The sequence below is a fragment of the Fortiea contorta PCC 7126 genome, from assembly GCF_000332295.1.
Lineage (GTDB): Bacteria > Cyanobacteriota > Cyanobacteriia > Cyanobacteriales > Nostocaceae > Fortiea > Fortiea contorta.
The window spans coordinates 39,662-61,061 of sequence record NZ_KB235930.1 but is presented as its reverse complement, the minus strand read 5'-3'; the positions used below and the strand labels follow the sequence as shown (position 1 = coordinate 61,061).

The 21,400-nt window shown below is 42.7% G+C and carries 15 protein-coding genes; 9 read left to right on the top strand and 6 right to left on the bottom strand.

The genetic code is table 11. The annotated features are described in order from the left end of the window. Positions 1 to 340 precede the first annotated feature (340 nt). Entirely contained in the window at positions 341 to 751 is a 411-nt protein-coding gene (locus MIC7126_RS0100310; protein ID WP_017651119.1) for a hypothetical protein, read from the bottom strand. Between the two features lie 792 nt (positions 752 to 1,543). Between MIC7126_RS0100310 and MIC7126_RS0100305 the strand changes: the two genes are divergently transcribed. From MIC7126_RS0100305 to MIC7126_RS0100290, 4 genes are all read left to right on the top strand, one after another. Further along, positions 1,544 to 3,097: a helicase C-terminal domain-containing protein gene (locus MIC7126_RS0100305; protein WP_026099931.1), complete on the top strand. Its 1,554-nt coding sequence runs from the start codon at positions 1,544 to 1,546 to the stop codon at positions 3,095 to 3,097. 7 nt (positions 3,098 to 3,104) lie between these two features. Then, a complete protein-coding gene (locus MIC7126_RS30010) occupies positions 3,105 to 3,326 on the top strand; it encodes a hypothetical protein (RefSeq protein WP_154655792.1) in 222 nt (73 codons plus the stop codon). Between the two features lie 2 nt (positions 3,327 to 3,328). Continuing rightward, on the top strand, positions 3,329 to 3,541 hold the full coding sequence (locus MIC7126_RS0100300) for a DUF2839 domain-containing protein (RefSeq protein WP_017651117.1): 213 nt from the start codon (positions 3,329 to 3,331) through the stop codon (positions 3,539 to 3,541). Between the two features lie 1,031 nt (positions 3,542 to 4,572). After that, a complete protein-coding gene (locus MIC7126_RS0100290; RefSeq protein ID WP_017651115.1) occupies positions 4,573 to 4,917 on the top strand; it encodes a DUF1815 family protein in 345 nt (114 codons plus the stop codon). 339 nt (positions 4,918 to 5,256) lie between these two features. Here the strand turns inward: MIC7126_RS0100290 and MIC7126_RS0100285 are convergent, their stop codons facing one another. Beyond that, the gene (locus MIC7126_RS0100285; protein ID WP_017651114.1) at positions 5,257 to 7,281 is read right to left on the bottom strand and encodes a CHAT domain-containing protein; all 2,025 of its coding nucleotides are present in this window, start codon (positions 7,279 to 7,281) and stop codon (positions 5,257 to 5,259) included. A 120-nt stretch (positions 7,282 to 7,401) separates the two neighbouring features. On the opposite strand from MIC7126_RS0100285, the gene MIC7126_RS0100280 reads away from it, so the two are divergent. Next, positions 7,402 to 7,902 (top strand): acyl-CoA thioesterase, encoded by a 501-nt coding sequence (locus tag MIC7126_RS0100280; protein WP_017651113.1) that lies wholly within the window; start codon positions 7,402 to 7,404, stop codon positions 7,900 to 7,902. A gap of 211 nt (positions 7,903 to 8,113) precedes the next feature. After that, positions 8,114 to 9,961, top strand: a complete 1,848-nt coding sequence (locus MIC7126_RS0100275; RefSeq protein ID WP_026099930.1) for a vWA domain-containing protein — start codon at positions 8,114 to 8,116, stop codon at positions 9,959 to 9,961. 128 nt (positions 9,962 to 10,089) lie between these two features. Here the strand turns inward: MIC7126_RS0100275 and kdpC are convergent, their stop codons facing one another. The 4 genes from kdpC to kdpA form a co-directional block, all read right to left on the bottom strand. Then, a complete protein-coding gene (kdpC, locus tag MIC7126_RS0100270) occupies positions 10,090 to 10,734 on the bottom strand; it encodes a K(+)-transporting ATPase subunit C (RefSeq protein ID WP_017651111.1) in 645 nt (214 codons plus the stop codon). Then, on the bottom strand, positions 10,734 to 11,006 hold the full coding sequence (locus tag MIC7126_RS0100265; RefSeq protein WP_017651110.1) for a potassium-transporting ATPase subunit F: 273 nt from the start codon (positions 11,004 to 11,006) through the stop codon (positions 10,734 to 10,736). The genes kdpC and MIC7126_RS0100265 overlap by 1 nt, the downstream gene beginning before the upstream one ends. A gap of 21 nt (positions 11,007 to 11,027) precedes the next feature. Then, positions 11,028 to 13,169, bottom strand: a complete 2,142-nt coding sequence (gene kdpB / locus MIC7126_RS0100260; protein WP_026099929.1) for a potassium-transporting ATPase subunit KdpB — start codon at positions 13,167 to 13,169, stop codon at positions 11,028 to 11,030. A gap of 93 nt (positions 13,170 to 13,262) precedes the next feature. Next, on the bottom strand, positions 13,263 to 15,008 hold the full coding sequence (gene kdpA, locus MIC7126_RS0100255) for a potassium-transporting ATPase subunit KdpA (protein WP_017651108.1): 1,746 nt from the start codon (positions 15,006 to 15,008) through the stop codon (positions 13,263 to 13,265). Between the two features lie 2,305 nt (positions 15,009 to 17,313). Here kdpA and MIC7126_RS0100245 point away from each other — a divergent pair. The 3 genes from MIC7126_RS0100245 (at position 17,314) to sodB (ending at position 21,352) form a co-directional block, all read left to right on the top strand. Beyond that, positions 17,314 to 18,420, top strand: coding sequence for a septal ring lytic transglycosylase RlpA family protein (locus MIC7126_RS0100245; RefSeq protein WP_017651106.1), 1,107 nt, complete (start codon positions 17,314 to 17,316; stop codon positions 18,418 to 18,420). Between the two features lie 157 nt (positions 18,421 to 18,577). Beyond that, positions 18,578 to 20,179, top strand: a complete 1,602-nt coding sequence (locus MIC7126_RS0100240) for a bifunctional pantoate--beta-alanine ligase/(d)CMP kinase (RefSeq protein WP_017651105.1) — start codon at positions 18,578 to 18,580, stop codon at positions 20,177 to 20,179. Between the two features lie 570 nt (positions 20,180 to 20,749). After that, positions 20,750 to 21,352 (top strand): superoxide dismutase [Fe], encoded by a 603-nt coding sequence (sodB, locus tag MIC7126_RS0100235; RefSeq protein WP_017651104.1) that lies wholly within the window; start codon positions 20,750 to 20,752, stop codon positions 21,350 to 21,352. The last annotated feature ends 48 nt before the right edge of the window (positions 21,353 to 21,400 follow it).

Genomic DNA, 21,400 nt, shown 5'->3' with positions numbered 1-21,400 from the left:
CCAGAGCAAATATACTATGACACAAACAAGAGTGCGCTTGTGGAGTGTAAACGCATATCACCGCATGTTTGCTGACTCATTTGGGTAGATTTAACAAGCAAAACCTTTAAATGCTTTCTCATTTCGGTAGATTTAACAAGCAAAACCTGTAAATGCTTTCTCAAACTGGAGTTTGCTTTCTGATTTCGGTAGATTCAGCAAGCAAAACCTTTAAATGCTTTCTCATTTTGGTGTTTTGTGTTAGCAAACAGGTAGATTGCTTTGTGTTTCAACCTGTTTGCTAACTCAATTCAGGAATTTACTGAGTAAGGGGAGCGAACGAAGCTAGGTTGTGGTATTTTCACTTATGTGCTACTGGTAAGGCGTGACGTAGAGCGATCGCTCTCAATTTCAAATTAGTCAATTGGACGATCGCTTTGATAAAATCCTGCTGTTCTGGTCTTAAGTTCAGGGTTCTCAAGGCTTGCGTTAAGTCATCCCCATGTCGTAGGTTATGAGCAAGTTGAGCGCGTTGGGATGAGTCTAGAATATTGACTATTTCCCGATTTCTGCGCTGGCGTATAGCTTGCAGTTCTTGTTTTTGTAAGGGAGTTAAATCAATATCTAAGTCTGAGGTCGTAGCTTGAGCCAGAATTACAGTGTGGCTGCTATCAAATCTAGTTGGTGTAGCTAGAACAATTTCTGGGACGAAAAGAATTAATACCAGAATCGTCGCTAGTATAGGCAGTAGTTTTGTAAAGTTGCTTGACATCTGAAAACATTCCTGAATTAAATTGTTCGTCAACTGAAAGCTCTAGGTAACCCCTAGCCCCCAGCTTGATCTTGCCTTAGTTTGGATACATAGAAATGCTTGCTGCAAACAACTAAAAATGTGTTATTGCATTTAGCTGATTTAATTTGATCATGCCAAGTTTCTGTATCTTGTTTCTCTGTTTTGACAACAGACAAGATTAAGTAATAATTAGTACAAGCAAACGTGGGCGAAAAACATTAATTTGTTTCTAATCGATGCTCCATTCTTTGACAGATGTAGTAATTTGCGACTTTAGACTTTAGCTTTGGGCTGATACTACCTACTCCAAATAAATATTTAAGTTACTCAGACTAAAAGCACCACTCATTGCCCACATCGCTATTTGAATTAAAATAGTATGACCACATTGAATATGCCCCAGTTTCAGGGCTAGCACAGCCCGAATGTTTATTTATGCCAGTGAGTCTGGTATCCCCGTATTGATAACTATGTTGAGGATGCGCTTGTCTTCATGCATAGCGATTTGACAGAGGGCGATCGTAGATAAATTTCACAAATCTATGAGCGATTGCATTAAACCCCGGTAAACTTCGTCAAGTTTGCTCGATTTGACGACCCAGCAGATGTCTGTAGGCTTCGCTGGAAATTTCTGTGTGAGGGTAGCATATTTCCTCTTAATTGGTGGTTTGTCATCAGTCATGAGCAACTACAAACAACCCGTGACAGATGACAAAATAATAGAGACGGGGCTTTGTGCGTAAAAGTCACTTTGTATGGGATTAAAAGCGTGTGATTGAGGCAGAAGTTCATTTGTCATTACATAACTTCCTGCGATCGCAGGCGGGGTTTCCTTCTTGGCACCATCATTTGACGATGGCGCGGTTGGTAGCAAGAGCCTTGCGCTTGGGACGTAGCGCCCTAATTCAAGTAGGAGCAGTTTGCGGTTATCAAGGGCGGTATCGCACTAGTTTCGTAGCATCAGCCTTGATGTGGCACGGGCCGGTAATTATTGTTGCCCCAGAAGCAGTACAGCAACGCTTACTCAAAATAGAAATTCCTCGCTTACAGCAATGGTTACAAGCCAAAAAGACCATCAGAACAGGCGACACTTGGCCGGGTACTGAGTTTCAAGGGTTACTGCTGATTTCCCCCGCAGCTTGGTTAAAAGGACAACTAGAAACTGCTGAACATTTTCCCCCAGGAGTACCGACAATTATTGATGGGGTGGATGATTTAGAAGATTGGGTACGTGACCAGCTGACCCAAATTATTCAACCCCAGGACTGGGAACAACTCATGTTGGCTTGTCCCCACGAAGCTGAGTTAATTCGTTCGGCGCGATCGCAATTGACCCGCGAACTTTTCCAGCATCCCCCCAATCCTTACGAGTGCTATCTGATTTCTCAGCCGGAAGTCGAGATTCTGCACCATCTTTATTCGGCTTTAGACCAAGCTCAACTCCCGGATTCTTGGCAAAATTTCTGGCAACAATTCGCAATTAGTCATGAAAGCTCTCCCCACGACTCCATCTCCCCATCCCTTCTCTGGGCGACTATTACCCGTCGTCAAGGTTTATTTTCTTTGCACTGCGCTCCCATTGAATTAGATAAAAAACTGGCGCTAATTTGGCAGCGTCAACCTGTAGTATTAATTGGTAGCGCCCTAGAACCGGAAACTGAAGCGCCTCTGTTCCGTCAGCGTCTGGGTTTAGCAGATGTAACTTGCTTAAAGTTTGCTGCTGATAGTCAAGGGGAAGCAATTCAACTATATGTACCTTATAAGTTACCTTTACCCAACACACCAGAATTTCAAGCAGCATTTATTCACAAGGTACGGACGCTGTTATGTTTAAGCGCCACAGCACCAGGATTAACGGTGATCTTAGTAGGGGATGTACCACTCAAAGCGCAAGTAGCAGCGGTTTTAGCAGGTGAATTCGGTTCGCGGGTACAGGTAGAAAAAACTTGTTTAGATGAAAATGGGATTTTAATCAGCGGTTGGGAATTTTGGCGTGAACACCAAGGTGTTTTACCTGCACCTCAGCTGTTAATTATTGCTACTTTGCCTTTACCATCTTTGGAAAGTCCTTTAGTAGCTGGTAGAGTAGCTCACTATAAGCGATCGCATCAAGATTGGTTCCGTTTATACTTATTGCCTACAGCTTTAAATGAATTACAGCGCGCGATCGCACCAGTCCGCGAAAATCAAGGGATCGTCGCTTTACTTGATAGCCGTGTAGTTAACCGCAGCTACGGTGCTCAAATTCTCTCGTCCCTCAGTCCTCTAGCACGAATTAACTACCTCGATCCCAGTTTATTTGCTCATCCCCATTCGGAAGATTGATGGGGGGATGGGGGGATGGGGTGATGGGGGGATAAAGTTTACGCCTTTAAACCTGAAACTTGAACATCAAAACTCCCCACCTCCCCACCTCCCCACACTCCCACAGTGTCAAATTTTATCAACGGCAGTGCGATCGCTCCACTTCAAACGCTATCATCATCACATCTCTGGTTTATTCCAGATATCTAGAAATCTCAATTCATCACCTAAATTAAATTTCAATTGCTAACTATGGGTGAAGCAAAACGGCGCAAAACGTCACTGGGAGAACAATACGGTCAAGACACTCGCATCTTACCTTGGATACCCATCACCAAAAATCAAGCAGATTTGTTTGTGAGTTGGTCAACTCGCGGTGCTTGGATTGGTATTGGTGTTATGGTTGTCGCTTGGGTAACTATCCGGTTTATTGGCCCAGCTTTTGGTTGGTGGCATGTGGTATAAAGGTTGAAAAAAAGCTCTACTTAGTCTACACACCACAAGAAATGTAGATGAGATGAAAATTTAGGAGGAATTAAAGCATTTATCCTCATATTCAGTCAGATAATCATATAACCTCAAAATATTGAGGTTTTTATTGTTTTTTACCCTACTTACCTCTAAATATCGCTAGACTACCAAAACTCCACTCTTAAATACTATTAATCAGCAGGTGACAAAATAAACTCTTCTGGCTTTGGGATGATTAATCAACTTGGTATTTGATGTCATACTGAGACCTGACCACAACAGAGGAACTACACCACCCAAAAATTAACTGTCTGAACACGAATACATTCTGTTAAAAACCAAATTTTTGTATTTTATGCAACCTTTCATTGCATCGCCATGAAACTTTTGGTAGCTTATGCAACGTTTTATCCCTAATCTCAGGAGGTGCGAAAATACTGGCGAAATGGCAACATTGACTGCTTGAGTTTAGTTATTCTCAGTATTGAATCTATTAATTTTGAGTTTTACATATTGCACTTGATTGACCACAATACTCTGTATAATCAGGAACCTATTAGTCAATTGCCCGTCTCTAGTCTCGAATTAACACAGTCAACTGCAAAATCTCACCCATCCAACACAACCAAAGTTAGTAACACCCCAGCAGTGGGTACACTAACCATTTGTAACCAGCAGCCTTAACTGCATATAAGTGAGAAAAATGCAATATGTAGCCTTTATGTAGTTGACAGATGGCAAATTTAAGTTAATCTTAAAACGGATTGCTCTCACAAGCATCAATGGTGACAGGAGTGTATAAAGACAATCTTAAGTTTGACAAACCTGTCGGGTATTCTGATTTCTAAAATTGAATAGTTTGATACGGCACGCGAAGCCGTTATCTACTACCCTAAGCAAGGTAGTCAACAAACAAATCCTGACCGACTGGGAATAGTATTCGATAGTTTACAATACCAGTGGATGAGAGAATCTAAAGAAAATATAAAATCAACACAAATGACTGTGGTGTCTGGAGGAAAAACGTGTTTCTAAGACTAGCGCATCAACATCGGCAATTTGTCCAAGACTTGGTAATGAACCTCCAAGCCTTGGCGATCGTTCTCGAACGGCGCGGATACTTGGCGTCCTGCTACACTTGCGGCGACCAAATGAACAGTGCATCATTTATGGTTAGCTTGGGAGACAATCACCTGATTCGGTTTTTAGTATCCGATTATGGGATTACTTGGACAGAAATGCGGGACGATCGCGAATTGATGAAATTAGAAGGTGCTGAAGCCATTAACCAGCTACAAGAACTGGCTAATATTGTCAAGCAACCTTTACCAGCCGTTGCGGAAAATAAAGCCCTAGCTAAGAAGTTTTAAAGCTTTTTTCTAGGATCCGGTGTCTCAAAAAGATGGTGAAGTAAGTAGTAATTGTGGGTTGGTTGTCAATCATCAATTACTGTTAACGATGATTAAGTGTTTGGCTCAGTATTAGTCCATCACATATTTTTTGGTGTAAGTCAGGAAATATCCTGTGAGATTAAGGTGTATCAGTCTTACCCTGACGGCAAAGTAAGATATTTATACTGGAAAAACGATGGCGACAAATAGGATGTCTTTGAGAGATTACCAGCGATAGCAAATGAGGATATCTGGAAATATCCGATCCCAAATCTCAAGTCCCCAATAATCTGAACATTATTGCTTGTTCTGTCGTCATTACAACCCATTGCCGATCAAAATAAAGGGTGCCCAATAATAAGGATGATGAAAGCTGCTGTTAACTGTTACCGTCATATTATTGTTACTTTTTATTTGTAATTTACCAGTAATTAAGGCAATTTGTGCTTGTCTTAAAGCTTCAGATTTTGTCAATTTACCTGGGGTTAACAAGCTATAAAAAGCACTCATCAAAGATTGAGTACCGCCATCATCAACAGCCCACAAAGAAGCGATCGCTGCTCTAGCGCCTGTTTTTTGTATCTGATAGCCAAAACCTAATATTTCTTCACCGTTTCCTAACCGTCCTCCCAGTCCTGTTTCGCAAGCACTCAAAACCACCAAATCGACACGGGGTAACGACCAAGTAGCGACATCTTTGAGGTGAATGCGATCGCCATTCCCAAATAAAATAAACGAATCTTCCGGTTTACCCACCACAAAAGCCGCGTGTGTAGCTAAATGGACAATTGTATAATCATCCATTTGCGGTACTGTCACCTTGGGGCTGAAAGCATTATTCAACAGCTTTTTAGTTTCGGGAACGATCGCTGCTACATTTTCCACCTCCCGCGCTGCGAATTGCAAACCAGAAAAAGCCACTTGGCGATTACCCACACGCACTTGATAATTACCTTCAGTAAAAGCACCCACTAAAACCCGCAAATTCGATTTCCTAGGAGTGTTCAAGTTAGTCAAACTGGCAGTAGTGATATGGTTAACACTGAAGCGCTGCACTAACCACTGCTTGCCATCATACACAGCACTCAAGGGAACATAACGCAATTGGTCATCTGGTGCATAAATGAGAGTTTGTGTCCCAGAAAGCTGCAAATCATTTTCTATAGGTTTGATCAGCCATTCATATAACTGGCGCGCTGGTGTTTTGACATCCCGGTTGGGATTAGCTAAGGCTTGACGGAAAGATGAAATAGTTTGGTGAAGCTGGGTGCGGGTAACAGCAACTGTACGATGAATGGGTACAGAATCTGGACTGACCAAAACTAACTCTAAGCTATCCTGCAAAATCAATGGATAAAGAAGTGCGGATTTTTGGGGTAATCTTGCCAAATTATCCCGAATTTCGTTGACGCTTTCCAAATCTAAATTTTGTCGCCTAGCTGTCTGGCTAATTTGCTCCAACTGTGCTTTAACTGCGGGACTAGCGATAAAATTGTTAAATTCTCCTAAGAGTTGCTGCTGACTAGCGACTAATTGCTCAACTCGTTGTGTTTGTTGGCGCGATCGCTGTTGGGGAGGAATTTTGCGTAAAGTGGTTAATTCCTTCCCTAAGACGACAGCATCATTTAAAGTTTGCTCCAACTTTTGCTTGACAGGTTTTTCTGTAGGGATAATTTCTATTCCCTTCGCAGTTCGTTGATTACCCGGAACACCAGGAAGATACTCCTGTAATTCTTCCACCTTGAGTAAATCCATAGTCCGTTGCGCTTCTTGAATACGTCCCTGTTTCAACAAGCGAGCAGCCAAAATTCGATAGGTTTGAGCAACCGTGATACTATAAGCGTCCGGTTGGGGAGCAGAAAGCACCCCTGGATTGAGCCGAGCACGCTCACGATTAATCAGACAATGCTTGTAGAAAAAAATTGCCAACTCTCTTTGGTTTTGGACATCGAACAAGTAGCCTAAATTACTGTAAGTTTTGCCTAACCGGACTGGATCTCCTAGCTCCTTATCAATCAATAAAGCTTGTTGATAAGATTGCAGCGCTTGGGAATATTGACCTTGACTTTGGTACACTCTGCCAATATTATTAAAAATTACAGCTTCCCACGGACGTGCTCCCATGTCTCTACTGATGCTTAAAGCTGTTTGCAATCTCTGCAATGCTGCGGAAAAATTACCTTGCCTAGACAATCTTATTGCCTGTGCATTTAACTGTCCCAAATTAGATTCGCTATAACTCGGCGATAAAGTCTGGGCGATCGCTATTGGGTGCGTCGTCCCGAAAGCCAAGAAAAAAACTACAGCGACATGGACTGTAATCAAATACTGCAAGATTTGCATAACAAAACGCACCCGATTTTGGGTAGCGTAGGTAGATGCTAAATGAATAGATTCTACAATGCAACGAATTTTTATGCTATTCCAGAAGTGGAAAATACATAGCTGTGTAGAAACTTGAACATGTCCCAAGATAAATCCAGTCAACCAACACTACCACCAACCGGTGCGATCGCTCGACCATCCCATCGAGAATTTGATCATTGGTTTGCCTATCCAATTAGAGTACAACCACACCACACCGATTATTTAGGCGTTGTCTGGCATGGTGCATTTATTGCTTGGATGGAAGAAGCAAGGGTAGAATGCTTACGCTCCATTGGCATCAACTACGCCGACTTAGTAGCTTTAGGTTGTGATTTACCAGTGGTGGAACTGTCCATACGTTATCACCTTTCCATTCAGTTAGGCATGGCAGCAGTAGTTAAAACCCGCATGGCAGAAGTTACAGGTGTCCGCATCAATTGGGACTATGCCATTGTCTCACCGGGTGGGCAAGAATTATATGTCACCGCTAAAGTTACTTTAGTCGCATTAGACCGTGAGAGAGGTAAGATTATGCGTCAGTTACCGCCCAGCGTCAAGGATGCATTAGCTAAAATTTCCGGATTACATCAAAATTGATGCAAAGTTATAAAAAGTTACATTGAATTATCTTTTTCACACAGAAAATATTTACTACTGAGTAAACTAGTGGCAATACTAGCCGTCCTCATACCAATTCTCTTGATACGTGCAACATATTTTTGTTGTAGAGGCTCTGCTTTTGCTTCGTCTCTACACTACCGCGATTAACGGGAAATGGGATGACAGACGATTCCCAGAGGTATAAAAAATGATGAAAACAAGTTACGACTTTGACCAAGCTATTCTCCCTGCAGGTCATGCATTAAAAACCAATATTTTGCTGCGATTTCGTGCTGATATAGCCCAATCTCCCCGACGTCAGCTCAATCTTTCGCTTGTAATTGACAGATCAGGCTCAATGGCGGGTGCGCCTTTACACCATGCCCTCAAAGCTGCAGAATCTGTAGTGGAGCAACTCCAGCCTGCAGATGTGCTTTCAGTGGTAGTTTATGACGATGAAGTGGATACAGTAATCTCACCCCAGCCTGTAACTGACAAAGCGACGCTGAAAAATTCTATCCGCAAGGTGAGAGCGGGTGGTATCACTAATTTGTCGGGAGGATGGCTCAAGGGATGTGAATATGTGAAGGCGCAACTTAATTCACAAAAAATCAACCGAGTGCTATTGCTGACTGATGGTCATGCAAATATGGGCATTCAAGACCCTAAAATATTGACAGCAACATCGGCACAAAAAGCTGAGGCGGGTATCACTACAACTACCTTAGGTTTTGGTCAAGGTTTTAACGAAGATTTGTTGATTGGTATGGCCAGGGCTGCTAACGGTAACTTCTATTTTATTCAGAGTATTGACGAAGCAACGGAAGTATTTGGTATTGAGCTAGACTCTCTGAGAGCAGTAGTTGGTCAAAACCTCCAGGTGACAATTGAGTTAGCTGATGGTGTGAGCCTTGTTGATACTTTAAGTTTGGCAAAAGTCAGCCAAAACAACGCTGGTCAAACAGCGATCGCTCTGGGAGAATTATACGAAGGTGAAGACAAACTTTTAGGGTTGAGTGTAGCGATCGCTGCTGCAGAAATTGGCGATTTACCTGTCATGAAGCTACACTACACCGCTGATGTCGTGCAAAATGATGTGATTGCCAGTGTCTCTGGTACAGTGGATGTCGTCGCCAAAGTCGGGACTGTTGAGGAAGCAGCTTTAGCCTCCACCAGCCGGATCATCATAGAATTAAGTCGTTTGACCATCGCCAAAGCCAAAGAAACTGCTCTCGATTTAGCAGAACAAGGTAAGCACGAACAAGGGGAACAAACACTGCGATCGCTAGTACAGCAGTTGCGAGAACGAGGATTGCATGAGAATTTTGAAATTGCCGAAGAAATCGAACAGCTAGAGTATTTCGCCAGCAGAATCGCCCAAAAAGCCCTGGGAAATGCTGGACGCAAAGAGCTACGAGATCAAACTTACCAGACAATGACACGCAATCGCAGCGATTTAGCGGGACGGGGTGTCACTGCTGGTGATGAAGTATATGCAATGTCGGTTGTCAACGAAATCGGTTCTGGTGTGGAATTGAGTTGCGTTCGGGAAGGAGGTAAGCTACGGGTTAAGGTCATTTCGCAAGCGCACGACACAACAAAAAATGTCCAATTTCCCAGGGCTATTCGTGCCGAGGGAGCACGTTATGTCGTTGAAAAGTTAGAAATTTCCAACGATGGTACTTTCTACCGTGTAGTGGGCAAAATCAATCGATTTGCTCAACCAGGAGAAACAGATATCTTTATTGCGCCCAGGCGATCGCCATCAACCAGCACCAGCAAAGCCGCCAAAGGCCCAGCCAGCGCCGCAGATTTACCCACAACCGACACCATAGCCGATGGTGTTCTCGTCCAGTGTGTCAAAGATGGTAGCAAACTGCGGGCTAGGGTAGTTGCAGATGGATATGAACCAGATTGGAATATGCGATTTCCGCGATCGGTGCGGGAAGAAGGAATGCTTTATGTAGTCGATGAAATCAAAACAGCACCAGATGGCAAATCCTACATTGCTTGTGGTGAAATTAAGCGCTTTGTGCAACCTAATATTACTAGCTAGGAGCAATTCATATCTAAATCATGAGACGTTGCTTTTGCTTCGTCTCTACAGTTAGCTTATCTCTGATGGCTCGCCTGAATTTAATATACGACCGCTTCGTTTCATCAAAAAGCGATCGCTCTTTGCATCTATCTGAGGGAAGTAGCTTGATCCAAAGCCAGATTTAGCTTCAAAACATTTACCCCAGGCTCACCAAATATACCCAGAAAACGACCATCGGTATTTTGGGTAATCAAAGTTTCTAAATCATTGAGTTGAAGATTCCGCGCCCTAGCTACACGACCAATTTGTGCTCTAGCGGCTTCGGGTGTGATGTGAGGGTCGAGGCTAGAACCAGAAGTATAAACTAAATCGGCAGTCGGTTGCACACCTGCAGTTTTTAGCCGATTCAAATCGCCTTCAACTCGTTTTGCGGGGTCGGGGTCATCTTTACCTCTGATTCGTTCCAGCAAAGCAATGTTACTGGGAGCCAAATTACTAGCGCCAGAAACCCCAGTTTGTAAAACTCGCGCCTCATCTTTTTGCGGATCAGCAGTACTATAACTGGTAGTGCTAGGACGACTGTTAAAATAGCGGTCTGAAGTAAATGGCTGACCAATCAAAGCCGAACCCACAACTTGACCTTGAGCATTTTTAATTAAACTACCATTCGCCGCAAACGGCAGTAAAATTTGCCCAAAAGCAATCATCACAAAAGGATAAATAATAGCTGCGATTACCCAGAGCACCAAAGTAGCACGAATGGCTCGGTTTGCTTCTCTTGCAAAACTCATCAGAATTTCTCCGGTACAAACATCACAAAAAACAAATAAACAGAAAGCCCCAGTATCACTAGACCTAAAATTCCCAAAGCCCAAGATTGAGTACGGGAAAGTTGTTGAGCAGTAGCACCATAGACAACAGGAGCAACCACAAGGTTAAAACACATCGCCAAAAACAGATACAAAGGTAGCTTTTGACGACGCCATTGCAACCAGATTTCGTCAATTGCTTCTAGTATTGGTAAAGCTTTTGGCGCTAAAGTAGTAATGCGAATCGGTTTCATAAAATTTTTCACTACACAAAATTAAGATAAAGGCAAGATCACATCAATGATTTTGATGGCAATAAAGGGAGCAATAATCCCACCCAAGCCGTAGATAAAGATATTACGCCGTAGTAGTTGGTCTGCAGTCAACGGCAAAAACTTCACACCTTTGAGTGCTAAAGGAATCAAGACAGGAATAATTAAAGCGTTGTAAATTAATGCAGAAACAATTGCCGATTGAGCACTTTTCAGCGCCATAATATTCAAAGCTCCAATTCCCGCTGCGGCAAAGATAGTGGGAATGATAGCAAAATACTTCGCAATATCATTAGCGATAGAAAATGTTGTTAATGCCCCACGGGTAATTAATAACTGTTTACCAATAGTTACCAAGTCAATCAACTTAGTGGGGTCAGAATCCAAATCTACCATGTTGGCAGCTTCCTTCGCAGCTTGCGTCCCGGAGTTCATGGCTAAACCCACATTTGCTTGCGCCAAGGCCGGGGCGTCATTCGTCCCATCCCCAGTCATCGCTACAAGTTTACCTTGGGATTGTTCCGAGCGAATCACCGCAATCTTATCTTCTGGAGTCGCTTCAGCGATATAATCATCAACCCCAGCTTCTTGAGCAATAACAGAAGCCGTAATTCTGTTATCACCTGTCAACATAATCGTACGCACACCCATACGCCGCAGTTGGTCAAATCTTTCTCTGAGTCCAGGTTTCACCACATCCTTGAGGTAAATAACGCCATAAATTTGGTCATCTTGACAAACCGCTAGAGGTGTACCACCCAACCGCGAAACTCGCTCATAAGCCGCATCTACATCGTCAGGAACAGGACCACCACGGGAACGGACGAACCCCTTAATAGCATCTACAGCCCCTTTGCGAGCTTGTTTACCATCGGGTAAATTAGTCCCACTCATGCGAGTTTTGGCGGAAAACTCCACACCTTCCAGTTGTTTCGGATCAAAATCTACCTTCACCTTATATTTTTCTGCTAGTCCCACAATTGACCTACCCTCCGGCGTATCGTCAAACACGCTAGCCAGTAGAGAGATACGCGCCACCTCTGGTTGTGAATAATTATTCAACGGAATAAACTCATCAGCCATGCGATTACCTAAAGTAATCGTACCTGTTTTATCTAACACCAAGGTGTTGATATCACCGCAGGCTTCCACCGCACGACCAGAGGTAGCAATAACGTTAAATTGGGCGACTCTATCCATCCCCGCAATTCCAATCGCACTGAGCAAACCACCGATAGTCGTGGGTATCAATGCTACCAGTAACGAAACCAAGATGGCGACACTAGCACCAGCCCGCAAGCTATTAGCAGCCTCAGCCCCAAATACAGTACTGATAAAACTGGCAATATAACCGACAAAAGGTGTCATAGTCGCCACTACAATCAAGAATACCTGAGTCAGCACTGCTAAAAGTACCGTCAAAGCAACCTCATTCGGCGTCTTACTCCGTTCTGCACCCTCAACTAAAGAAATCATCCGGTCAATAAAGCCTTGACCAGGATTAGCGGTAATCCTAATCGTCAACTCATCCGAAAGTAGACGAGTCCCTCCCGTCACCGAACTGGCGATATCTGTACCCGGTTGCTTAAGAACAGGAGCCGACTCCCCAGTAATCGCCGACTCATCCACAGAACCAATACCTTGCATCACCTCGCCATCAGCCGGAATCATATCACCAGCAATGACTTTCACTAAATCCCCTTGGCGCAGTTGCGTAGAATTAACTTTCTCAATCGCGCCATCAGGCAAAATTTTCTTAGCCTCAGTATCAGACCGCGTTGCTCTCAAAGCATCAGCCTGGGCTTTACCCCGACCTTCAGCCACAGCTTCCGCAAAATTAGCAAAAACCAAAGTAAAAAATAAAATTAGCGTAATCAACCCATTCAACACACGCTGTTGATTAACATCCGCCTGAATCGTACCAAACAAATTCGGGTCGAGAGTCACCAAAAAAGTCACAATCGTCCCCACCCAAACCACAAACATCACCGGATTTCTCACAGTAATTCGCGGGTCAAGCTTGACAAAAGACTCACGAACGGCCCTTTGATACAGTCCCCGCATATCTGCTTTTGGCGTATGTTTGCGAGAATCACGAGTCCTTTGGGGTGTGCGGGGCGAGGAAGGATTTATGTTAGCTGTCATATTTTTTAGGGATTAGAGATTAGGGATTAGGGATGAGAAACTCAGCCAACCTCAGCGCTCCTTTGCGTTTCCAATCAAACCCATTATTTCTGCTCAACCGATACCTTTAGCAATCCAAAAAGCCTCACCAATGGGGCCCAAAGCCAGCACCGGGAAAAACGTCAGCGCACCCAGAATTAAAATTACCCCAGCGGTGACACCCGTAAACAGCCCGGTGTTGGTTCGCAGTGTCCCAGTTGTTAAAGGTACGAGTTGTTTGCGAGACATACTGTCGGCGAGTAACAACAAACCAATCACAGGGATATAGCGCCCAGCTAATAAACTGAAACAAGTGCTGAGATTCCACCACAGAGCGGTAACAGTTGTTTGAGCACCCGCAGCTATAGCTATTGGCGAGGGTTGCGAATCTGCTAAACCTTCTAACCCAGAACCATTGTTAGCTGCAGCCGATGCATATTCATACATCACCTGGGAAAAGCCGTGGAAGCCAGGATTACTAATCCCCGCCAGTTGTTCAGGAAATGCTAAAGCGATCGCAGCGGGAATTAAAATAGCGATCGGGTGTACCATCAAAATCAAGAAACTAGCCAACACTACCTCTCGCTTCTCAATTTTGCGTCCCAAAAATTCCGGTGTCCGTCCCACCATCAATCCAGTGACGAATACCGCCAAAATCAAGTAAGCGAATAAATAAGCGGTTCCTGTTCCTTGTCCACCCCAGATAATTTGTAGAAACATATTCGAGAGGGTGACAAAACCACCGTTAGGCATGAAGGAATCGATTAAGCTGTTGACAGCACCGCACATAGTCGCAGTTGTACTCACTGCGAATAACGCAGATTGCGCCCAACCAAACCGGACTTCTTTTCCTTCTAAATTTGGTTGCTGACTTCCTAAAAGTGTGTTTACAGCCGGATTTCCGTTATATTCGCCAATAGCAGCGATGATAATAAATACCGCAAACAGCACAAAAACCATGCCGTAGATTAGCCAAGCTTGTTTGATATTGTTGGCAAACACACCATAGGTATAGATTAGGGCTGTGGGAATAGAAAGCATCGCCACAGTTGCAATCAAATTAGAAAATCCGCTGGGATTCTCGAAAGGGTGTGCGGAGTTGATAGCGAAAAAGCCGCCGCCGTTCTCTCCTAGCTGCTTGATAATTTCAAAATGGGCGACAGGGCCACGAGCGATCGCCTGACTAATGCTAGGATTTTCTAGTGTGGGAAATACTGCTGGCCCGGCGAGGGTTTCGGGAACGCCGGCGATCATCAGAGCGATCGCCCCTACAATACTAATAGGTAATAAAATTCTCGTAATGGCGCGAGTTAAATCTACATAGAAATTGCCTAATGGTCTACCAGTTAAACCCCGAATAAAAGCAATCCCTACAGCTATACCCGTTGCCGCCGAAGTAAACATATGATATACCAGTCCCCACATTTGACTGGCATAACTCAAATAGGTTTCACCAGAATAATGCTGCTGGTTGGTGTTAGTAATAAAAGAAATTGTGGTGTGCAGTGCTGTATCCCAGGTCGGCGCACCTATCTTTGTCGGATTCAGTGGTAGCCATCCCTGATTCACAATAATCAAAAATACCAGCAATCCCATAGCTACATTGCTGTAGAGGATCGCCCGCGCATACTGCCAACCCGTCATGTTTTCTTTGGTGGGAACGCCAACTAGAGAGTAAATGACTCGCTCAACTGGGTTCAAAACTGCATCAAAAAAAGTACTTTGTTCCAAAAAGACACGGGCTATATACTTACCGAAAAAAGGAGTAATTGCTACCACAATTAGTAGCGTTAATACAATTTGTATCCATCCTTGTAGCATGAGTTAATCTAACTCCGAAGTCTGTAAATTAGTGCTTTTAACACCAAAAAATAGAGTTCTGTTCACCAGATGTTTTTTATACTTCTGATTCAGATTGTCTGCTTTTATGTTGTTATTCGCAGTTTCTGCGTTAAGTTATTACTCAACTAATGATGAAGTTTTTCTTACTAAAAAGCAAGGTATAAATTAATATTTGAATTTGCGGAATTAAAATATATCTGTTGATATATTGCTAATTGTTTAGAATATTCACATTTGTCTATATCTCAGTATAAACTGTCTTTTTAATTGTATAATTAAGCACTTAAAAACAAAAATTCAATTAACTGCGTTTTTCTTTGCTCGATACCAAGTTCCCAATGACCAATGCTCTAAAAGTGATATTCTATTCCGCTCTCGCTGCGTTATCAAAGCAGACGCAATATCAAACTTTTTACGCATCGCTAGATTTATTGTTGCAAATATGAATAGAAAAAAAGGTTTGGCGACGAGCCAAACCTCTATATAAATCCAGTGCATAACAACATCCCGGATTAATCTACCCTTTATTTTTTTGTTTTGTATCTTCCTAAAGGATGTGTCCAAATCCATAAATAACTGATAGCAGATTGTGCAACTCAGTAGAATCACGATTGAAGATTTATGGAACCAAATTTTAGACAATTTGCCACTTAAATAACATCGCTTATTACACTGTCTGCAAATATTAATCAAGACCTACGCAACTGTGTCATATATTTTAAATTTCCGGCAAAAAAGAATTTTTGTATTCTCTTTTATGCCCCTAAGACCCAACGAACACTTTCTTCTTCCCAGCAGAAAAGGAAGTGTTTGTCGCGCTAACACCTATGCAGCAAAATTGCTGCAAAATCTTTTCACCGCAAATAGTTGAGGATACAAAAGTATTCTCCTATGCATCAGATAAAAAAATATGTATGCAAAAAACTCCATGAGCCGCGCTCATAAGGAAAAATCAAGCATGACTTTCCCTACTCGGCTACGAAGCAAATAAAGCAACCATTGCAAATTCATGAAAGGCTTAAAATACAAGTTTATTGGTTTTAAACTTCAAACTTGAGCATTTTTGTACTAGTCCCTAATTCTATTCATAAAAACTGAAAATAAAGGGCGGGTTTGACCCCGCCCAAATAGCTTGAAAGTGGCAATACACCTTGGACTCTGGAAAAAATACACAAATAAAATTCAATAGGTTGTCAGGATCATAAAGTCAGCCAACACAAGGGACGGTTATTGATAACGTATTTAATGTTGTAACTAACGTTAATCCTAGCAATTCTTATGAAGGTATCATAATCAAAATTTAATAGGTTGCCAAAATGCCAAATAACCAAAAACCTAAGAAGATAGATTGAATTCCATCTTCTGGATAGCAGTTAAAAATATCTTTATTAATGTCTGCAATATATCAACTTTTGCTGATAGTTTAGTTGCCAAAATGCCGAAAATACTTGTTAGTTGTTAGCTGTTATTCTGATATCAGCCTCACTCTTCATCCTTAATCTTTCGTTACGGTTTAATACAACGTATCTTTTTTGACTAAAAAAAATGCTCATTTACATGCAGCCGCTAAATTTAGGCTAATTTTTTCATAATTTATTTTTTCTTGCCGTAAGAAATACCTCCCGTGTTGAGACTGCATATGAGAAAGCATTAATATGGAAGGCAAAAGTAATTTAAATAACATATCTTTATGTATTAGAAAAAATTATTCTCTACATATTTTTGTAAAAAAACATACTTGTTTTATCAGAAGTAATTACGCAATATTGTATGCAGATATTTTGCAAAACCTCTATATTTTCAAATTAAAAGGAAAAAGTAAATCATTAATCATGAAGATTTTCTAAGTATTATATCTTAATTTGTGAACTTTATATTTTGCCTTTAATTATGTATTTACTCGCAAAATAGTTTTTGTAGAAAAAAATACTGGCTTAAATAGGAATTGGAGCTAAAAATTAACAATGCACTGCGAATTTATGGTGTAGTCAATGTTAAATTTTCATAAGAAAAGTTTTACTTATCACAAGAAACGTTACACGGGCGAAATCCGCAATTGAGCAAGGTTTTACCCTTGAAATCAGACTTTGAATTTGGTACAGTTACCAAGACTTACGCTAAAACCCTGATCCCCAGGTTCAAAGGTTCGTGTTAGTCTGTTGCAGTTACAAATAAAAAAGTGAAAGCGGAACGAGTTCGAGTTGTAGAGGGATGCCACAACCAGTGGTCAAGAATCCCACGAATCGTGAAACTGCTGTTCTACAGTCGCTTTAAAATCGGACGCATGAATCAAAGACATTTGTGGACTATTGTCGCGCTGTTTCTCACCGTTGTAGGAGTACCCTCAGTAGGTCGTACTCAAGCTCCCAAAGGGAAGGTTGAAGTTTCCCAAAATTCACCCGCTCGTGATGTGGTGAAGGTAGGAGAATATCAATCCTCAACGGGGAAACCCGCCTCAGATGCTGTGATTACAGAAATTCACGCTCATAGCATTGAAGGCCGCAAAGCGACAACCCTTTTCATCCGAAATATTCCTGTTCTTACCTTTTTGAGTTCCATACCAGTTGCCAACGCTGATAGTAAAGTTGGGGTAATTGGAGATTCTCGGGGCGTGCAAATGTACGCCCCTATTGCTAACAACTCACCCAAGGTAGCAAGTGTCGGGAATGTAACAGAAGTCGGTAAACAAATCAGTACCGGCCAAGACGACCCAGTTCAAAGAGCTAGCATAGTCGCAGCTAGGATCAACCAGTTAGTTCGAGATGGTGCAGACGCTAGTCAGATTAGCGTCAGTTGGAAGGGAAAAGACAATTCCCAAGTAGCCAACCAAGCCCAAAACAAGAGTTTATCGAACCAGGAACAGTCAAGCGATCGCTTTGCAATTAAAATCAATAGCCAAGAATTGGTGGAAATCAATCAAGACACCCGTCTATCTGATTTCACCAATAATCAGGCCAATGATGCTTTACAAGCTACTAATCGCTTGCGGAGACTTTTAGGTAATGCTTCTCCCATCAGCGAGATTGCTGATTTACCAGTACGCTTACCTGCTTCATTTCCCAAACTACCGCAAGAAATTGCTGTCGGCAAAGTTAGACTCAATTTCCGGGGTATAGCATCTTATTATGGCTACGATGGTTCTGGTAGTCGCACTGCCAGCGGTAAAAGATTTCATCCAGAAGGTATGACAGCTGCCCATCGCAGCCTACCCTTTGGCACAAGAGTACGTGTTACCAACACCCGCAATGGTCGTTCTGTAGTGGTGTCAATTACTGATCGAGGCCCATATATCAGGGGGCGGATTATTGATCTTTCCGTGGGTGCAGCTCGGATTATCGGCATGATCGGTAGTGGCGTTGCACCAGTGCGGATCGAAGTTTTGGGAAGATAATTCTAGACCATAAAGCACAAAGCAGAGGGCTACTGAGGAAAACTTATATTGCCCGATGCTCTATTCCCAATTGCTAATTCCCCTAGTTAAACCATCTCTTCCCCCTGTTTCAGATATAAACTAACGGGGGAGGGATCGAGAAAACTAGGGGTATTTTGTGCGCCTGTTGAGAACAGTTGCAGCTTTACGCTGTTATTTAAATAAAGACCGCTCGCAGAACAAGTTTACAGTTCCAGAAGACCTGGTACTAGATGAGAAGACTAGTTGGGATCAGACAGCAATTGGTCTAGTACCAACTATGGGAGGGTTGCATCAAGGTCATTTAAGCTTGATTCAACGAGCGCGGCAAGAAAATTCCACGGTGATTGTTAGTATTTTCGTCAATCCCCTGCAATTTGGGCCTAGTGAAGATTATCTACGCTATCCCCGGACTTTTGATTTAGACGTGCAGCTTTGTGCAGCAGCGGGGGTAGACATAATTTTTGCGCCGACTCCGGAAGAAATGGGAGTGGGGCAGAAGAATATACAAGAATCGAAGGTTACACAAGTAACACCTCCATCTGCTATGATATCTGGCTTGTGTGGTAGTTCTCGGCTAGGTCACTTTCAGGGTGTAGCAACAATTGTTACCAAGCTTTTTAACTTGGTGCAGCCTGACCGAGCCTACTTCGGTCAAAAGGATAGTCAACAACTAGCTATTATTCGGCGGTTGGTAGCAGACTTGAATTTTGCCGTAGATATTGTTGCTTGTCCAACGGTGCGGGAAGCCTCTGGTTTGGCCTTAAGTTCCCGCAATCAATATTTGACTGCAACGGAGAAAGAGCAGGCTGCGGTGTTGTGTCGTGGTTTGCAGCAGGCTGAAGCTGCGTTTCTCGCTGGAGAACGTGATTCTAGCAAGCTGATAGCAGTGGTACAGCGAGAAGTGGCAATGGTCAGTGATATTTTCGTGGAATATATTGAATTGGTTGAACCGACTACGTTGATGTACTTAGAAACAATTGAGGAGGAAGGAATGGTGGCGATCGCAGCTCGTCTTGGTTCTACACGTTTGATTGATAATATTATCTTGTGCGATCGCCTACCCGTCATCGCTATTGATGGCCCAGCCGGTGCGGGAAAATCCACAGTGGCTCGTCAAGTAGCTACCAAGTTAGGTCTTGTGTATTTAGATACAGGCTCTATGTACCGGGCTGTTACTTGGTTAGTGTTGCAAAGCCAAGTCGCGTTGGACGATGAGTGTGCAATTGCTGAATTGGTTAGCCAGTGCGAAATCCAACTCACCCCCAGTCAGGACTTGCAATCTCCTGTGCGGGTTTGGATTAACGGTACTGATGTTACCCAAGAAATTCGCACTGTGGAAGTCACATCTAAAGTATCAGCGATCGCAGCTCAGAGTGCTGTGCGTAGAGCGCTGGTCAAACAGCAACAAAGCTGGGGTAAAAGAGGCGGTTTAGTCGCTGAAGGACGGGACATTGGTACTCATGTATTTCCCGATGCAGAAGTGAAAATTTTCTTGACCGCTTCTGTGAGTGAGCGCGCACGTCGGCGTCAGCAAGATTTTAAAAAACAAGGTCTACCCGAAGTCAGCCTAGAACAGCTGGAACGGGATATTGCTGAACGTGATTGGAAAGATAGCACTCGCAAAGTCTCTCCTTTAAAGAAAGCCACTGATGCAATCGAAATCCAAACCGATGGACTGAGCGCCTCTGATGTGACTGCACAAATAGTTAGCTATTGTCAGCAGCGTTTATCTCTGTAGTATTCATTGCCGCTTATAGTTAACAATTGTTAGCAGTGTTTATCCCTGTGGTAATCATTGCCTATTGCTATAGGTTCCGTTTCAACGCGTGGTTGTGAGTCCCAACTCACTCACAACCCTAAAAATGTAACTCCGAAACCCTTATAATCTCTCTTGGTAATTAGCTGTCTTTATTTAAAAACAGTATTGGCATCATCTATCTTAATTGATTACAAAATTAATTCATCTAACTAAAGACTGATTTTAGAGTAATTTAAAATATATCTGGCCAATACCACTAAGGTTAGAAGTTTTCCATCTGGGAGATTTAGCTTAATAAGTAAGTAGAGAGATAAAGCCCAAAACCATAAGCTCAAAACCGTAGGATTTAAGAGAGTTGAGAATCTCAGGTTCTCGCCCTAGGGCATTTGCAACTACTTTGTCTGAATCTTCACTTTGGTAGTAAAATGACGATGTTAAGTTTTATGTCCCAGAATTAAGGATATATAACTAGTAAACACAACAGCTGTAATTTCCTAATCTGCTGCAATAGCTCTAAACTGGAAAACGCTAAAGAGAGGATTTCACAAAATGGCATTCGCACAAGCTCCCCTTCCCTACGACTTTAATGCTCTAGAGCCTTATGGTATGAAAGGCGAAACCTTTGAATATCACTATGGTAAACATCACAAAGCTTATGTAGACAACCTCAACAAGCTCACTGATGGTACAGAACTGGCTGACAAATCACTAGAAGAAGTGATCAAAGCATCTTTCAAAGATGCATCCAAAGCGGGAATCTTTAACAACGCGGCTCAAGTTTGGAACCACACCTTCTTCTGGAGTTCCTTAAAACCTGCAGGTGGTGGCGCACCCAGTGGTGAACTAGCGGCGAAGATTGATCAAGATTTTGGTAGCTTTGACAAATTCAAAGAAGAGTTTTCTAATGCAGCTGCAACTCAATTTGGCAGTGGCTGGGCTTGGCTAATTGATGACGGTGGTACACTGAAGGTGACTAAAACACCAAACGCAGAGAACCCCTTGGCTTACGGACAAAAAGCACTCCTAACCTTAGACGTTTGGGAGCACGCTTACTACATCGACTATAGAAATGCTCGCCCCGCTTTCATTAAGAATTACTTAGAACAGTTGATTAACTGGGACTTCGCGGCTGAAAATTACGCTAAAGCCTAATTAGCTACAGCTGTTTTCTCAAAATCGGCGTTGCTGAATCTGGGGATA

Coding starts and splice junctions, on each gene's coding strand:
- MIC7126_RS0100310 (WP_017651119.1), bottom strand. CDS start 751: ATGTCAAGCAACTTTACAAAACTACTGCCTATACTAGCGACGATTCTG.
- MIC7126_RS30010 (WP_154655792.1), top strand. CDS start 3,105: ATGGGGGGATGGGGTGATGGGGGGATAAAGTTTACGCCTTTAAACCTG.
- MIC7126_RS0100300 (WP_017651117.1), top strand. CDS start 3,329: ATGGGTGAAGCAAAACGGCGCAAAACGTCACTGGGAGAACAATACGGT.
- MIC7126_RS0100285 (WP_017651114.1), bottom strand. CDS start 7,281: ATGCAAATCTTGCAGTATTTGATTACAGTCCATGTCGCTGTAGTTTTT.
- MIC7126_RS0100280 (WP_017651113.1), top strand. CDS start 7,402: ATGTCCCAAGATAAATCCAGTCAACCAACACTACCACCAACCGGTGCG.
- MIC7126_RS0100275 (WP_026099930.1), top strand. CDS start 8,114: ATGATGAAAACAAGTTACGACTTTGACCAAGCTATTCTCCCTGCAGGT.
- kdpC (WP_017651111.1), bottom strand. CDS start 10,734: ATGAGTTTTGCAAGAGAAGCAAACCGAGCCATTCGTGCTACTTTGGTG.
- MIC7126_RS0100265 (WP_017651110.1), bottom strand. CDS start 11,006: ATGAAACCGATTCGCATTACTACTTTAGCGCCAAAAGCTTTACCAATA.
- kdpB (WP_026099929.1), bottom strand. CDS start 13,169: ATGACAGCTAACATAAATCCTTCCTCGCCCCGCACACCCCAAAGGACT.
- kdpA (WP_017651108.1), bottom strand. CDS start 15,008: ATGCTACAAGGATGGATACAAATTGTATTAACGCTACTAATTGTGGTA.
- MIC7126_RS0100245 (WP_017651106.1), top strand. CDS start 17,314: ATGAATCAAAGACATTTGTGGACTATTGTCGCGCTGTTTCTCACCGTT.
- sodB (WP_017651104.1), top strand. CDS start 20,750: ATGGCATTCGCACAAGCTCCCCTTCCCTACGACTTTAATGCTCTAGAG.